Source organism: Roseateles sp. FW305-36 (genome assembly GCF_058787015.1).
In genome coordinates this window covers 172686-187054 of record NZ_JBYSZK010000008.1, presented here as the reverse complement: position 1 = coordinate 187054, position 14369 = coordinate 172686, and the positions used below count along the sequence as shown (strand labels likewise).

The 14369-nt window shown below is 69.2% G+C and carries 13 protein-coding genes; 6 read left to right on the top strand and 7 right to left on the bottom strand.

All coding sequences use genetic code 11. The features are described from left to right. Positions 1-9: 9 nt before the first annotated feature. Together gluQRS and AC3WOE_RS16620 are read right to left on the bottom strand one after the other, a co-directional pair. Positions 10-894, bottom strand: a complete 885-nt coding sequence (gene gluQRS / locus AC3WOE_RS16625; protein WP_492691942.1) for a tRNA glutamyl-Q(34) synthetase GluQRS — start codon at positions 892-894, stop codon at positions 10-12. Continuing rightward, positions 894-1862, bottom strand: a complete 969-nt coding sequence (locus AC3WOE_RS16620) for a LysR family transcriptional regulator (RefSeq protein ID WP_492691941.1) — start codon at positions 1860-1862, stop codon at positions 894-896. Before AC3WOE_RS16620 ends, gluQRS begins: the two co-directional genes overlap by 1 nt. 100 nt (positions 1863-1962) lie before the next feature. On the opposite strand from AC3WOE_RS16620, the gene AC3WOE_RS16615 reads away from it, so the two are divergent. Further along, on the top strand, positions 1963-2700 hold the full coding sequence (locus tag AC3WOE_RS16615; RefSeq protein WP_492691940.1) for a pirin family protein: 738 nt from the start codon (positions 1963-1965) through the stop codon (positions 2698-2700). A gap of 39 nt (positions 2701-2739) precedes the next feature. After that, on the top strand, positions 2740-3300 hold the full coding sequence (locus AC3WOE_RS16610) for a flavodoxin family protein (RefSeq protein WP_492691939.1): 561 nt from the start codon (positions 2740-2742) through the stop codon (positions 3298-3300). Positions 3301-3310: 10 nt separating this feature from the next. Here the strand turns inward: AC3WOE_RS16610 and AC3WOE_RS16605 are convergent, their stop codons facing one another. The 4 genes from AC3WOE_RS16605 to AC3WOE_RS16590 all read right to left on the bottom strand — a co-directional run bounded on the left by AC3WOE_RS16605 (position 3311) and on the right by AC3WOE_RS16590 (position 8285). After that, the gene (locus tag AC3WOE_RS16605) at positions 3311-4489 is read right to left on the bottom strand and encodes a DUF1501 domain-containing protein (RefSeq protein ID WP_492691937.1); all 1179 of its coding nucleotides are present in this window, start codon (positions 4487-4489) and stop codon (positions 3311-3313) included. Between the two features lie 4 nt (positions 4490-4493). After that, the gene (locus AC3WOE_RS16600; protein ID WP_492691936.1) at positions 4494-6017 is read right to left on the bottom strand and encodes a DUF1800 domain-containing protein; all 1524 of its coding nucleotides are present in this window, start codon (positions 6015-6017) and stop codon (positions 4494-4496) included. Between the two features lie 234 nt (positions 6018-6251). Then, positions 6252-7244: a sulfate ABC transporter substrate-binding protein gene (locus tag AC3WOE_RS16595; RefSeq protein ID WP_492691934.1), complete on the bottom strand. Its 993-nt coding sequence runs from the start codon at positions 7242-7244 to the stop codon at positions 6252-6254. A gap of 75 nt (positions 7245-7319) precedes the next feature. Beyond that, positions 7320-8285, bottom strand: a complete 966-nt coding sequence (locus AC3WOE_RS16590) for a CysB family HTH-type transcriptional regulator (RefSeq protein WP_492691933.1) — start codon at positions 8283-8285, stop codon at positions 7320-7322. A 91-nt stretch (positions 8286-8376) separates the two neighbouring features. Between AC3WOE_RS16590 and AC3WOE_RS16585 the strand changes: the two genes are divergently transcribed. From AC3WOE_RS16585 to AC3WOE_RS16570, 4 genes are all read left to right on the top strand, one after another. Further along, positions 8377-9735, top strand: a complete 1359-nt coding sequence (locus tag AC3WOE_RS16585; protein ID WP_492691931.1) for an SWIM zinc finger family protein — start codon at positions 8377-8379, stop codon at positions 9733-9735. After that, on the top strand, positions 9732-12377 hold the full coding sequence (locus tag AC3WOE_RS16580; protein ID WP_492691929.1) for a DUF6493 family protein: 2646 nt from the start codon (positions 9732-9734) through the stop codon (positions 12375-12377). The genes AC3WOE_RS16585 and AC3WOE_RS16580 overlap by 4 nt, the downstream gene beginning before the upstream one ends. 17 nt (positions 12378-12394) lie before the next feature. Continuing rightward, positions 12395-13273, top strand: coding sequence for a dienelactone hydrolase family protein (locus AC3WOE_RS16575; RefSeq protein ID WP_492691927.1), 879 nt, complete (start codon positions 12395-12397; stop codon positions 13271-13273). Positions 13274-13342: 69 nt separating this feature from the next. Then, positions 13343-13780, top strand: a complete 438-nt coding sequence (locus AC3WOE_RS16570; RefSeq protein ID WP_492691925.1) for a DUF3806 domain-containing protein — start codon at positions 13343-13345, stop codon at positions 13778-13780. On the opposite strand, the gene AC3WOE_RS16565 is transcribed toward AC3WOE_RS16570, so the two are convergent. Beyond that, on the bottom strand, positions 13777-14364 hold the full coding sequence (locus tag AC3WOE_RS16565) for an RBBP9/YdeN family alpha/beta hydrolase (protein WP_492691924.1): 588 nt from the start codon (positions 14362-14364) through the stop codon (positions 13777-13779). The two genes, AC3WOE_RS16570 and AC3WOE_RS16565, sit on opposite strands and share 4 nt — an antisense overlap. Between the last annotated feature and the right edge of the window lie 5 nt (positions 14365-14369).

Here is a 14369-nt window from a genome sequence, read left to right as displayed (position 1 = left end):
AGCTCGCGCCTACGGAGTGAGTGGGAGGCGCGTCGAGCGCCACTGCGCGACTGCCTCGGCGAGCACGTCGCCCGGTGGGCGGCAATCCGTCGCTGGCGTCTGCAGGGGCGCAAGGCCCAGGTGTGCCGCAGCTTCCCGCAAACGTGCCGCCGGGTCAGCAAGTTGGAGCGCCGCGGCGCCGTTCTGCTTGGACAGCTTGTGCCCATCGGCCGCCAGCACCAGTGGCGTGTGCAGATAGCGCGGCGTGGGCAGGCCCAGGGCCCGTTGCAGTGCGATCTGGCGCGGCGTGTTGTCGGCCAGGTCCTCGCCGCGCACGATGTCGGTGATGCCCTGTTCGCCGTCGTCGACGACGACGGCGAGCTGGTAGGCCCAGAGGCCGTCGGCGCGCTTCAAGACGAAGTCACCGACCTCGGCCTCCAGGTCCTGCGACTGTGAGCCCAGGCGGCGGTCCTGCCAGTCGACGCGGCCCTGGACTTGATACCGCCAGGCGCGCACGGGGCGACCGTTCGTGCCGTGGCGGCAGGTGCCGGGATAGACCAGCTCGCCATGCTTGGGCCGGGGGCCGGCCGCGGCGGCGATCTCGGCGCGGGTGCAGGCGCAGCCATAGGCCTGGCCGGACGCGATCAGCCGGTCCAGCGCGGCCTGGTAGAGCTCGCCGCGGCGCGACTGCCAGGTGGGCGGCTCATCCGGCACCAAACCCAGCGCGGCGAGCTGGCCGAGGATGACCTCGTCCATGCCCGGCGGGCAGCGCGGGCCGTCGACGTCCTCGATGCGCAGCAGCCACTGGCCGCCCTGGGCACGGGCGTCCAGCCAGCTGGCCAGGGCCGCGACCAGCGAGCCGGCGTGCAGCGGGCCGGTGGGGGAGGGCGCGAACCGGCCTCGGTAGGGGCTCATCAGAGCAGCAGGCCTTCGTGCTGTTCCAGCAGGGCCTTGCGCGTGGTCTCGTTGCGCAGCTTGTCCAGCCACCAGGCCAGGGCCTTGCCCGGCGCATGGCCGGCGTCGCGCCAAGCGTAGTGCATCTTGCCGGTGCGTCGGCCCTCGTAGGTGGTCTTGCGCACCAGGCGGCCGGCCTCGATGTGGCGGCGCACGATGGGCACCGGCAGGGAGCCGCAGCCCAGGCCGCGCATCATGACTTCGAGCTTGGTGGCCAGCGACGGCACGGTCAGCACGTCCTGGCCCGGCAGCAGGCCGACGGTCAGCGGCGCCAGCAGCCGGGCGCTGTCGGCCACGGCAATGATGCGGTGCTCGGCGATCTGGGCCGCTGTCAGCGGCTCGGGCAGGCTGGCCAGCGGGTGGTGGGGGGCGATGCAGAAGGCGAACTCCAGCTCGCCGCCGAACTCGCAATGGATGCTGCTGTTCTGCAATTGGGCCGGTACGCCGATTGCCATGTCGGCCTGGCCATGCAGCAAGGCCTCCCAGGTGCCGGCCAGCACCTCCACGCGCAGCTTGAGCCGGGTCGGCGGCGGGCCGCCGCCCTCGATCTTCTCGGCGTAGAAGGCCTCCATCAGGTCGAAGACGGCACGGCGGGCGATGGCATCGTCGATGGCCAGGGTCAGCTCGCTCTCCCAGCCGGTGGAGATGCGGCGCACCCGGTTGGCCACGGCGTCCAGCTCCTGCAGCAGGCGCCGGCCTTCGTGCAGCAGCTCCTGGCCGGCCGACGTCAGCACGGCCTGGCGGGAGCTGCGGTCGAAAAGCAGCACGTCCAGCGCGTCTTCCAGCTGGCGCACCGAATAGGTCAGGGCCGACGGCACCCGGCCCATCTCGCGGGCGGCGGCGGCAAAGCTGCCGGTGCGCGCGATGGTGTCCATCATGGACAGGGCCTCGGGCGTCAGGGCGCGGCGTTTGTCTTGGGACGGTGACATCAGTTCAGTCTATTTGAATGATGTCCTCAAGGTTGGCTGGGTGGTCATTGCCCGGTCGCCTCCTACATTGACTCCATCGTCAACAAGCAAGGAGAACACCATGAAGACCCAACTCATCAAGTCCAGTGATCGCGGCTATGCCGACCACGGCTGGTTGAAGTCCTTCCACAGCTTCTCCTTCGCCGACTACTACGACCCGGCCCGCATGGGCTTCGGGCCGTTGCGCGTCATCAACGAGGACAAGATCGCCCCGGGCACCGGCTTTGGCACCCATGGCCACCGCGACATGGAGATCATCAGCTATGTGCTGTCGGGCGAACTGGCCCACAAGGACAGCATGGGCAATGGCGAAAGCGGCGCGGCGCAAAACGGCAAGGAGGCCGGCGTCATCCGTCCCGGCGATGTGCAGCGGATGAGCGCGGGCACCGGCGTGCTGCACAGCGAGTTCAATCATGCCAAGGACCAGACGACCCATTTCCTGCAGATCTGGATCCAGCCGGATGCGCGCGGCATCGCGCCCAGCTATGAGCAGAAGCATTTCGACGCCGGCTCCAAGCGCGGCCAGCTGCGCCTGGTGGCGGCCAACGACGGTGCGGACGGCTCGGTGACCATCCACGCCGACGCCAGGCTGTACGCTGGCCTGTTCGACGGCAACGAAGCCGCCGAGCTGGACCTGGCGCCGGGCCGCATCGCCTATGTGCATGTCATCCGCGGCGCGCTTACCGCAAACGGCCAAGACCTGACGACTGGTGATGCCTTGCAGCTTCGCGAAACATCGCGCCTCGCCCTGACGGCCGGCCGTGATGCCGAGGTTCTCGTCTTCGACCTGGCCGCCTGAGTTTTTTCTGATTCCCCCCACCCACAGAGGAAGTCCTCCATGAGCAAGATCGTCGTTCTCTACCATTCCGGCTACGGCCACACCAAGAAGGTCGCCGAGGCCGTCGCCGGCGCGGCCGGTGCTGAAGCAATCGCCATCGACGCCGAGGGCAATATCTCCGAAGCCAACTGGGCCTCGCTGGCCGCCGCCGATGGCGTCATCTTCGGCACACCGACCTATATGGGCGGCCCGAGCTGGCAGTTCAAGAAGGTCGCCGACGCCAGCAGCAAGCCCTGGTATGCCCAGCTGTGGAAGGACAAGATCGCCGCGGGCTTCACCAACTCGGCCACGCTGAACGGTGACAAGCAGGGCACGATGCAGTATCTGCACACCCTGAGCCAGCAGCACGGCATGATCTGGGTGGGCATGGGCCTGAAGGCGCCCAACCACAAGGCCGCCACGCGCGACGACGTCAACAACCTGGGCGGCTATGCCGGCCTGATCACGCAGACGCCGAGCGACGCCTCCGCCGAAGAGATGGTGCCGGGCGACCTCGCCACGGCCAGGCACTTCGGCGAGCGCGTGAAGGCGGTCGTCGACCGCTGGACCAAGGCGGCTTGAACCCGGGCGCTCAAACCAGTCCGATATCGCGTGCGCTGGCCCCGGGGAAGACCGTGGCCAGCTGCGTGTCGTTCAGGCCGTACATGCGTTTGAACAGACCGCCGAACAGGGCCCGGTACTCGTTGAGTACCGGCCAGTCGCGGTTCTGGAACAGGGTGGCGGCCTTGACCTCCACCTGTTCGCCGGCAATGCGGCCGCCCTTCACGCCACCGCCCAGCACCCAGTAGGCGCTGCCGTGGCCGTGGTCGGTGCCGCGGTTGCCGTTCTCGCGGAAGGTGCGACCGAACTCGCTGACAACGACGACCACGGTGTTGTTCCACTGCGGTCCCATCTCGTCGGCGAACAGGGCCAGGCCCTTGCCGAGTTCGCCCAGGCGATTGGCCAGCTGGCCCGTCGCGCCGCCTTCGCCGACATGGGTGTCCCAGCCGCCGACGTCAATGAAGCCGAGCGTGACGCGCTCGCGCATCAGCTTGGCGATGCGGCGCGCCTCCAGCGCAAAGCCCTTGGCGGCGATGGCGCCGCGGCTGGCGGCCTCCATCTCGCCGGCCATCTCGCGCGAGACCTCGTCCCGCACCTCGAAGCCGCCGCTGACCGTGCCGGCCAGCCGGGTGTTGGCATACATGCCGGCAATGGTCTGGGCCTGGGCCGCATTGATGGCCGGCTTGCCGAGGTCACGCAGGGCCTGGTTGGCTACCGGCAGGTTGCCGCGCAGGATCAGCGGCACCTGGTCGGTGAAGGCCATGGCCTCCAGCCGCGAGCCGGCGCCCAGCACACCGGCCAGGCGGTTCATGAAGCCGCTGCGGAAGTCGCGGCCGCCTTCGTCGGGCTGTCCCAGCTCGATGTGGTCCTGCGTCTCGAAGTGGCTGCGCGTGGTGTCGTTGGTGCCGGCGAAGGGCACGAAGGCGGCCTGGCCCTTGCCCCACAGCGGGTGGATGCTGTCGGCCACGGCGGGCGCCAGGCCCCAGTTGGCGTCCAGCGGCAGGGCGGCCGACTTGGCGATGGCGATGTTCGGGCGGGACTCGTAATAGAAGCTCGACGAGGTTGGCACCAGCAGGTTGGCCGCGTCATAGGCGCCGCGCAGGAAGACGACGAGCAGACGCGGCGCGTCCGGTGCGGCTGCCCACAGCTGGGTCGGCAGCAGCGTGGCACCCAGGCCGAGTTGGAGCAGAAGGCGTCGGTTGTTGTTCATCGCATCACCTGTGCATGAAGTCGGGGGAGGCCAGCAGATAGGTGTTCCATTCCTGCGGCGAGGTGGCTTGGGCGAGGGCCTGCTGCGTGGCCGCGGCCAGGCGCGGCGCGATGCCTTCGTAGTAGAGCGGATGGGCGATCTGCGGGAAGGCCGGCCTGTCCTTGGGCTCGCCCTCGACCTTGAAGAGGCCGGCGCTGCCGCTGCCGATGGCGCGGGCGATCTCGAAGCGGGTCGTCATCTGGCCGGGGCCGGCCCAGGCGCTCTCGTCCATGGCATAGCCGTCGGGCGTCTGGCGGTTGTAGGGCGCCTGGCCGAGTCGGTAGAGCCAGCCCAGCATGGGCCCGGTGTTCAGCACCACCTTGTCGGCATAGGCCAGGCGCACGGCGGAGACGACGTAATGGGTCGGGTCCTTGAACTTGCGGCCCAGCGACGCCTCGAACTCGGGCGAGCCGACCATGGCGCGCAGCACTTCGGAAATGCGGCCATCGCTCTGCTGCCAGCGCTCGGCCATACGCTCGACCAGGGCCGGCGGCGGCTCGTCGGCGACGAAATACTGGGCCAGCTTGCGTGACACGAAGCGCGCGGTGCTCGGATGCCTGGCCAGCAGGTCCAGCACCTCGTCCAGCTCGGCCTCGCCGCGGCCCTTGACGGTGATGCCCAGCAGTTGCTTGTCGCCGAAGTCGTGGCGGGCCGGGTTGAACTCCATCAGGCCGTCGCGGCGGTACTGGGCCTCGAGCGCCGGCTTGAGCTTGGGCTTGTTGTCCGTCAGGTTCACACCCAGGCCGGTCAGCACGCGGGCCAGCTCCTGCACATCGCGCTGGCTGTAGCCGCCGCCCACGCCCAGGGTGTGCAGCTCCAGCAGCTCGCGGGCGTAGTTCTCGTTGATGCGGTTGGCGGCGTTCTGCTCGTTGTCGAGGTAGCGCAGCATGGCCGGGTGGTGGGCCGTGTAGCCCAGCAGGTCGCGGAAGCGACCCAGGGACCGCTCGCGCAGGCCCTGCTCGTAGTCGCCCACCATGACGCGCAGATTGTTCTTGTACTGGTGGACGTTGAAGTGGTTGAACCAGAACCAGGTCAGCTGTTCCTGCACCTGGTTGGGCGAGTAGAGCGCGTTCAGCAGCTGGCGCGTCGAGGCCTCGCGGGCCAGCCTGGTCAGGGCCTGCTGGTAGTTCTTCTGCGCCTCGGCCTTGGCCATGTCGTCGGTCAGCGCGTCGGCGGCCTTGCGCTGGGATTCCATCTGCTGCACCAGGGGCATGAGGGCTTGCTGGGAGACGCCGAGGGCCTGGACCTGGGTCTTGGCGGCGTCGGGCAATGCCGCTGGGTTGGCCGGTTTGAGCTGGGCATCCAGCCAGGCCTCGCGGCCCCTGGCGCGCACGGCGGCCAGGTCGGCGCTGCTGGCGCCCCAGGTGAGACGGTCCAGCCAGAGCGTGTCTTGGGCTGGACCGTGCGTCGATGTCGTCGATGGCGGTGCCGTGGCGCAGCCGACGAGGGCGAGGAGGAGGGCGGTACTGAGCGCGAGTTTTTTTCTCATGGCGGCCTCATGATGAGGCCGCCTAACGAGGCTTGTCGAGACGGGGTTGACCGCGCAACAAGACTTCACATCTCGGCGTGGCCGTCGTGCTTTTCTCGGGCCGAGCGCCGGGCCGTTCCCTAGCCGGCCCGTTTGGCGATGTGCTTGTGGCTCAATGCCGCAAGCATCGCCGTCCCCTCGGGGGACCGGCCAGCTCCGCCCGCGTACAGCGTGGCGGACTGGACGAGGGGCACCTTACTTCGCTCCCGGCGTGTAGATCTGGTCGAACACGCCACCATCGTCGAAATGGGCCTTCTGCGCCTGGCGCCAGTTGCCGAACAGCTCGTCGATGGTGAAGAGCTTGACCGGCGCGAAGGTCTTGGCGTACTTGGCGGCGACCTTGGTGTCACGCGGGCGGTAGTAGTTCTTGGCCGCGATCTCCTGGCCCTCGGGGCTGTAGAGGTAGTCCAGATAGGCCTGGGCGGTCTTCCTCGTGCCGCGCTTGTCGACCACCTTGTCGACGATGGCCACCGGCGGTTCGGCCAGGATGGAAACGCTGGGGGTGACGATCTCGAACTTGTCCGGGCCGAGCTCCTTGACGGCCAGATAGGCCTCGTTCTCCCAGGCGATCAGCACGTCGCCGATGCCGCGCTCGACGAAGGTCGTCGTCGCGCCGCGGGCGCCCGAATCCAGCACCTTGGTGTTGGCATAGATGCGCTTGACGAAGTCCTTGGCCGAAGCCGGCGTGCCGCCGTTCTTCAGCGCATAGCCCCAGGCGGCCAGGTAGTTCCAGCGGGCGCCGCCGCTGGTCTTGGGGTTGGGTGTGACGACGTCGACACCGCTGCGGGCCAGATCGGGCCAGTTGGCGATGTGCTTGGGGTTGCCCTTGCGTACCAGGAAGACGATGGTCGACGTGTAGGGGCTGGCGTTCTGGGGCAGCTTCTTCTGCCAGTCCTGGGCCAGCAGACCCTTGTCGGCCAGCGCGTCGATGTCGTAGGCCAGGGCCAGCGTCACGACATCGGCCTCCAGGCCGTCGATGACCGAGCGGGCCTGCTTGCCCGAGCCGCCATGCGAGGCCTTGATGCTGACCGTCTCGCCGGTCTTGGCCTTCCATTGCGCGGCGAAGGCCTTGTTGAAGTCCTGATACAGCTCGCGGGTGGGGTCGTAGGAGACGTTGAGCAGCGAGGTCTGGGCAAAGGCACCGGTAGCGGCAACGGCGAGGGAGAGGGCGGTGAGAAAGCGGCGCATGACTTTGGAGTTAGGGAGGGAGACCTCACTCTAGGGAGGCATCGGCGAGCGGGCAAAGAAGAAGTTCGAGCTAGCTCATGCAGCTTTCGACCAGGCCAGTACGGGCTCTGCCGCGGTGGCGGGCAGCTCGTGGCGGGCGGCATCCACCACCTCGCGCTTGAGCGGCGAGGCAAAGGTCTGGATGAACTCGTAGACGTAGTCGCGCAGATAGGCGCTGCGCCGTACCGCGAGGCGCGTCATGTTGTCTGCGAAAAGATGGCGGGCATCGATGGCGTGCAGATGACGGTCGCGCTCCTCGTCAAAGGCGATGGAAGCGACGATGCCCACGCCCAGGCCCAGCTCGACATAGGTCTTGATGACGTCGGCGTCCATGGCGCTCAGCACGATGTGGGGCGAGAGCTGGGCGGCGGCAAAGGCCTCGTCGATGTGGGAGCGGCCGGTGTAGCCGGGCTCGTAGGTGACGATGGGGAACTGGGCCAGGCGCGGCAGGGTCAGCGGTCCGTCCAGCAGCGGATGGCCGGGGGGCACGACGACGGAGTGGGTCCAGCGGTAGCAGGGCAGGGCGACCAGCTCGGGGTACTGGGCCAGCGCTTCGGTGGCGATGCCGACATCCGCTTCACCGTCCAGCAGCAGGCGCGCGATCTGCTGGGGCGAGCCTTGCTGCAGATGCAGGCTGACGTCGGGGTGATGGGCGCGGAAGTCGCGCACCGCGGGCGGCAGGGCGTAGCGTGCCTGGCTGTGCGTGGCCGCGATGCGCAGGCGGCCGCTGCCGGCCTGGGCGAAGTCGTCGGCGGCGCGCTTGAGGTTCTCGGCCTCCAGCAGCAGCCGCTCGATGACGGGCAGCACCTGCTCGCCCGGCTCGGTCAGGCCGGTCAGGCGCTTGCCGACGCGCACGAAGAGCTCGATGCCGAGTTCCTCCTCCAGCTCGCGGATCTGGCGGCTGACGCCGGGCTGGGAGGTGTGCAGGGCCTGGGCGACCTCGGTCAGGTTGAAGCCGCGGCGCTGGGCCTCGCGGACGGAGCGGAGCTGCTGGAAGTTCATGCGCCGCGATTCTGCAAATCCGCGCTCATGCTGTCGCCGACGTTTTTTCAATATCGTTATTCACATCTGCGCTGATGCATCATGCGGCGCGATGAATTCGGTGATCCAGGCCTACCGCTATCCGCATGAATCCTTCCTGTCCACCGAGGCCAGGCCGCGGCTGGCGCTGGCCACGGCCCTGGCGGCCGATGGTGGCGCGGCGCCTCACTTCTTCGCGGGTCGGCTGCTGCAGCCGCGCCGCACGGCCGAACTGCTGACTGCCTTGCACCTCGTCGTCGGGGCGCGCTTCTTCACGCCGGCCAACAGCATTGCCCGCGCCATCGCGCTGGCGGATCCGGTCGTCACCTCCGGCGGCGGCCTGCTGCGCTTCGAGGGTTTCTCCTCATGCTGCAGCACCTATGCGCGCGTGGACCTGCTGCCGGCGGCCTATGACGGCGAGTTGGTGGGCAAGGGTACGACCAACGTCGACTTCAACGCCGGCATGCGCGCGGCCCTGGCCCGCATCCGCGATGACGCCGGCCTGGACCTGTCGGTCGGCGCCGACGCGCTGACGCTGCGCTCGGGCGCCACCGAGGTGGTCGAGCGCAAGGTGGAGCTGCCGCTGCGCTGGCTGCGCGGCATGGTGGAGGTGCAGGCCTGCCAGGCAGCCATGAAGCGCCGTTTCGAGGTGTCGGGGCTGGAAGGGCTGCGCTTCCTGCGCACCCTGCCCAAGGCGTCGACCAGTCGCACCCCGCTGTGGGTGGCGCCGGGCCCGCGCGGCCTGTTCACGTCCACGCGAGCGGGGCCGGGCGCGGTGCGGGTGACCGACGTGCGCCGCCTGGCGGTGCTGAACGGGCTGCTGCCCGCGGCGCGCTCGCTGGCGGTCTATTCCGATGACGGCCACCAGGCCAGCGCCTGGGTGGTGGACCTGGGCAGCGCCCGCTTCACGCTGGCGCTGAGCGCCGAGGTCTGGCGCGGCTTCTCCGGCGAGGGACAGGCCCTGCGCGCGCTGTTGAAGGCCGGGCTGCGCGGTGCACCCGTGCTGGCCGGCGTGAGGGCCGCGCTGAACTGGCAGTCCCGCCTGAACGCTGAGCAACTCGCCGCCGAGCTGTCACTCGCTTCGGCCGAGGTCGACGACGCGCTGCGCGTGCTGGGCGCCAGCGGCCTGGTCGGCTACGACGTCAGCGAGGGCCACTACTTCCACCGCGTGCTGCCGCTGGACCTGTCCGGCATCGAGGACATGCATCCCCGCCTGGCCGACGCCCAGCGTCTGCTGGAGGCAGAGGCCGTCACCGTGCTGAAGCAGCAACCCTTCGAGGCCACGGTGCGCAGTGGCGAGCTGGCGCATCGCGTGCGCGAGGTCGACGGCGAACTGCGCTGCACCTGTCCCTGGTTCGCCGCCCATCAAGGCCAGCGCGGCCCCTGCAAGCATGTGCTGGCCGCCGAAACCCAACGAATCCTTCCTTCATGAGCCGAGCTTCCCTCGAATCCGCCCTGCGAGCCGGCGATGCCGGCGCGACCCTCGACCTGCTGCGTGCCATGCCGGCGGCCGAGCGCGAGCAGCAGCGTGAAGCTGTCATGGCCTGGGCGCAGACGCCGCCCGTGCAGCGTCGGGCCCTGGACACGGCCGTCATCCTGTGCGGCACGGCGCAGGACGTGGCGGCTGCGGGCGTCATCGACATGGCCCTGCTGATCGCGCTGTGCCGCGAATTCAAGCCGCGCAGCGCCGATCGCTCCGGTCTCCTCGAGGCCATGCGGAGCCATCAGACCTGGGCCCGGGCGGTGTGGCCCGTGCTCTACACCGGCATGCTGCAACCCACCGATGAGGAAGGGCATGTGCTGCGCCTGATCGGTCTGCCGCATGCAATCCGCAGTCGCGACAAGCTGGACGAGCTGTTCGCGGCCGATCCCGGCCTGCGGCCCTCGCTGCTGCGCGTCTTCGAAATCGAAGGCACGGCGGAGACCTCGCTCGCCTCCAGCGACAAATACTGCAAGGACCCCAAGCTGGCCTGGGGGCCGCTGCTGCTGTCGCTGGTGGACGAAGGCCTTGCCACCCGCATCCAGTTGCTGGATCTCACCCTCGGTGCGCTGGAGAAGGACTGGCCGCAGTACCGCTCCAGCTGGTTCTCGCGCTTTCACGGCGAGCTGTCGCCCACGACGGCCGAGATGCAGCCGCACCTGCCGCGCTACCTGGCCCTGTGCGCCAGCCGCATCCCGCCCACGGTGACGATGGCACTGGAGGCGCTGAAGGCCCTGGACGAGGCCGAGCCCATCGCGGGCGACGGCTTGCTGGCGGCCCTGGCTCCGGTGATGACGGCGACCGTCAAGGCCCAGGTCGATGCGGCGCTGAAGCTGCTCGACCGCGTGGTGAAGCGCGAGCCCGGCCTGGCCGCGCGGGCCGCGGAAACCATCGTGCCGGCACTGCTGCATGAGGCGTCCACCATTCAGGCCGGCGTGCTCAAGCGCCTCGAGGCCTGGGGGCTCACGCCGCAGGCACGCGAACGATTGGCCGGCTTCGCGAGCACGGTGGCGGCCACCCATCAGCCGCGGTTGCAACAACTGCTCGGCGTGGTGGCGGGCCCGGTGGCCGAGATCGCGGCAGCGGTGCCGGCCGCGGCTCCCGCGCAGCAAGCCCAGCCGCTGGACGAGGACCGCCGCCTGCCGCCCGTCGCCGATGCCCAGGAGCTCGTGGAGTGCATCGCCCATGTCTTCGAACATGCCGATGACGTCGATGCCTTCGAGCGCGCCCTGCTGGGGCTGGCGATGGCCGCGCCGCTGTCGGGCGACGACCGCAAGCGCTTTGCGCCGGTGGCCAAACGTGCGCTCAAGGTGCGCAAGCCTTTGGCACGGGAACTGGCGCGGCTGTTGTGCTTTGCGCTCGATGGCAAGCGGATGCCGCGCCAGGTCGACCCGGAGATCGGCAACACGGCCGCGGTGGCCTTGCTGGCGGAGCGCATCGACGCGTTGATGGCGCTCATCGCCGATGGCAAGGGGCTGGCGCCGCTGTCTTCCCCGACCCACCGCGGCGGGTTCATCGCGCCGCAGGCGCTGGCCGAACGAGTCGCGGCCCACGCTGCGGCGGGCGGGAATTCGGCTGAGATCGAGCAGGTGCAAGCCTTGCTGCGTCTCGCGCCCGGCAGTGCGTCGCCGAACATCGCTTTGGGGCTGCCCGATTCGCCGTTCACGCGCGCCTTCCGCTATGCCTTGGGCGATGCCATCGAGCCTGGCCCCGAGGCGGCGCTGTTCGCCGCCGCCGCGCGCATCCGCCACCCGGGCGCTGACGACGCCGCGCTTGCCCGTCGCCATCCCGACCTGGGACCCGACGGCGCCCTGGTGGCCCGTTACACCTGGGACGTCAGCGCCAGCACCTGGGATGTCGATGGCAAGCCCCACACCCAGCACTACTTCCATGTGCGTTCGGCGCCGGCGCCGCGCGACACGCCGATCACCCACATCGCCGTGTTGCGCCGCAAGCCGATCGGATGGCCGGAGGACTCCTTCACCGACTGGTGGTTCAGCGGCCAGGACGAGGGCCTGATCCGCTACGCCGCGGCGCTGCTGCCATCGGACCTCGAAGCCTGGTGCGCCGAAGGGGCGCAGGCCTTCGGCAGCAACCGGGACTGGTGGTCCGCCGACTGGTACAACCGCGCCTTTCTCGACGTGCTGCTGGACCCGGTCGCGCCGATGACGCCGATGGCGCGCCTGCTGCTGGTGCTGGCGCTGTGCGGCAAGGAGCCCGGCCAGACGGCGACGGCGGTGGACCTGCTGCTTCAGGCGCATCAACAGGGCCGCCTGCCGGTCGACGCCGAACTGCTTTCCCTGGTGCAGGCGCTTTTCTCCACGCCCCTGGTCAAGCCCGCCCGTCTGCACAAGAGCCTGCAGGCGGCCCTGCGTGCCGACCCGAACGTGCACGACCTGGCCTTCGCGCTGCTGTGCGCTGTCGTTCAGGGGCGGCCTGCAGAGCCGCCGCGTGACCTGGGTGTCGTGCTGGAACTGCTGCTCGAGCTCAAGACCCGCCACGGGCTGACGCTGCCGTCCGACATCCGCAGCGCTCTGTCCGACATGAAACTGAGCGGCAACACGCGCAAACTCCAAGCCTCCCTGCTTGCCTGACTTCCAAAGGAGCTCGCATGAACCGTCCCGACATCCCGCCCCTGGCCTGGTCGCTTTTCGATCGCTATGTGCATGGTGATCTGAGCCGGCGCGGTTTCCTGGAGCAGGCCGCCACCTTCACTGGCGGCCCGGCCGGCGCGGCGGCGCTGCTGGCAGCGTTGAGCCCCGACTTTGCCGGCGCCCAGCAGGTCAAGGCCGATGACCCGCGCCTCGTCATCCGCCGCCATGCCGTCGATTCGCCCCAGGGCAGCGGCAAGGTGCAGGGCTATCTGGCCCGGCCGGCGAACGCGGCGGGCAAGCTGCCGGCGGTGCTGGTCGTGCACGAGAACCGTGGCCTGAACCCGCATATCGAGGACATCGCCCGCCGCCTCGCCCTGGCCGGCTATGTGGCCTATGCGCCCGATGCCTTGACGCCGCTGGGTGGCTACCCCGGCAACGAGGACGACGCCCGCGCCCTGTTCGCCAAGCTCGACCCGGCCAAGGCCCGCGCCGACATCGTCGCCGCCGGCCGCAGCCTGCTGGCCCTGCCGGACAGCACGGGCAAGGTCGGCGTCGTCGGCTTCTGCTGGGGTGGGTCGCTGTCCAACCATGTCGCCACTCAGATGCCCGAACTGCAGGCGGCCGTGCCCTTCTACGGCGGCGCGCCGGCACTGGAAGACGTGCCCCGCATCAAGGCGCGCTTGCTGCTGCACTACGCGGGCAACGACGAGCGCGTCAACGCCAGCTGGCCGGCCTACGAGGCCGCGCTGAAGGCGGCCGGCGTGCGCTACGAGCAGTTCACCTACGCCGGCACCCAGCACGGCTTCAACAACGACACGACGCCGCGCTTCGATCCGGCGGCGGCGAAGCTGGCGTGGGAGCGCACGCTCGCGGTGTTGAAGCAGACGATTGGGTAGAACGCGCTGGGCCTCACAGCCACAAGTCGGTGCTTGCCAGCTATTTGATCAACACCATTGCCGATCTCGATGAACCAAACGATCACGGAACCGACGGGCGCCGACTTGGCCCGAATCGAAGCGCAGCGTGACTGGGTGCGTGGTCACTACGAACCAGACGCTCAGCACAAATACGAATCGCTGGAGGGAAAGCTCAGGCTTCTGCGAGCCATCATCGAAGCTGGCTGGGTCGAGAAGACGGAAACGGTGAAGCTGCAGTCGCTGGGCATCACCCTTGGCGACGCGATCGCTCAAGAGCTTTCGCTTGAATGGGTCACGGTCGAGGACGAATACGGCAGAGACCCTGCGCTGCGGTTTCCGGGCACAACCGTTTTGTTGTTTCCGCTGACGATGATCTCCAAGCGCATCGAGCGTGACGAGTCTGTTGACGTTGACGAACTGTTCACCGGCGCGTGCGATCTGGCGCGCAGCATGGCCGCTGATCCGAAGTTTCAAGGCGCGAGCTAGACCGCGAACGCCCACTCCCTGAACTCCGCATGCCGCGGCCTTTGCTCCGCCGCATGCCTGGCCCGCGCCGCGTCGACCCAGCTCTTGGCCACCGGCAGCGGCCCGAAGCCGGCCTCGGCGTTGATGTGGCCCACGGCGCCCAGATTGCTGTAGCTAGCACCCCAACGGTGGGCCCAACGGGCGGCGCTGGCGGCGCTCATCCAGGGGTCGTTGCTGCTCGCCATCAGCCTTGAGCGACGCGGCAGGCGATGGTGGGGCAAGGACTCGGCGATGCCGAACTTGTCCGGCTCGGCCGGTGCGACGAACAGGGCTTCGCGGATCGCCGAATCCGGCCGGTCGGCCAGATGCCGCGCCAGTGCCAGGCAGCCGAAGCTGTGGGCGACGGCCAGCCATTCGCCGTCGCCCGCGACTTCCAGCGTGCGCTGGATGCGCTCGGCCCAGCGTTCCAGTTCCGGTTTGCTGGCGTCGCGTTGGGTGACGCGGCGGGTGTCGCGGTACTGGCCCTGCAGCCAGGTTTGCCAATGCGTCGGGCCGCTGTCGTGCAGGCCCGGGATGATGAGGATGCGCGGCGCTCGGTAGCTCATGGCCA

Excerpts from the sequence above, each read along its gene's own strand:
- gluQRS (WP_492691942.1), bottom strand. The coding sequence starts at position 894 with ATGAGCCCCTACCGAGGCCGGTTCGCGCCCTCCCCCACCGGCCCGCTG.
- AC3WOE_RS16620 (WP_492691941.1), bottom strand. The coding sequence starts at position 1,862 with ATGTCACCGTCCCAAGACAAACGCCGCGCCCTGACGCCCGAGGCCCTG.
- AC3WOE_RS16615 (WP_492691940.1), top strand. The coding sequence starts at position 1,963 with ATGAAGACCCAACTCATCAAGTCCAGTGATCGCGGCTATGCCGACCAC.
- AC3WOE_RS16610 (WP_492691939.1), top strand. The coding sequence starts at position 2,740 with ATGAGCAAGATCGTCGTTCTCTACCATTCCGGCTACGGCCACACCAAG.
- AC3WOE_RS16605 (WP_492691937.1), bottom strand. The coding sequence starts at position 4,489 with ATGAACAACAACCGACGCCTTCTGCTCCAACTCGGCCTGGGTGCCACG.
- AC3WOE_RS16600 (WP_492691936.1), bottom strand. The coding sequence starts at position 6,017 with ATGAGAAAAAAACTCGCGCTCAGTACCGCCCTCCTCCTCGCCCTCGTC.
- AC3WOE_RS16595 (WP_492691934.1), bottom strand. The coding sequence starts at position 7,244 with ATGCGCCGCTTTCTCACCGCCCTCTCCCTCGCCGTTGCCGCTACCGGT.
- AC3WOE_RS16590 (WP_492691933.1), bottom strand. The coding sequence starts at position 8,285 with ATGAACTTCCAGCAGCTCCGCTCCGTCCGCGAGGCCCAGCGCCGCGGC.
- AC3WOE_RS16585 (WP_492691931.1), top strand. The coding sequence starts at position 8,377 with ATGAATTCGGTGATCCAGGCCTACCGCTATCCGCATGAATCCTTCCTG.
- AC3WOE_RS16580 (WP_492691929.1), top strand. The coding sequence starts at position 9,732 with ATGAGCCGAGCTTCCCTCGAATCCGCCCTGCGAGCCGGCGATGCCGGC.
- AC3WOE_RS16575 (WP_492691927.1), top strand. The coding sequence starts at position 12,395 with ATGAACCGTCCCGACATCCCGCCCCTGGCCTGGTCGCTTTTCGATCGC.
- AC3WOE_RS16570 (WP_492691925.1), top strand. The coding sequence starts at position 13,343 with ATGAACCAAACGATCACGGAACCGACGGGCGCCGACTTGGCCCGAATC.
- AC3WOE_RS16565 (WP_492691924.1), bottom strand. The coding sequence starts at position 14,364 with ATGAGCTACCGAGCGCCGCGCATCCTCATCATCCCGGGCCTGCACGAC.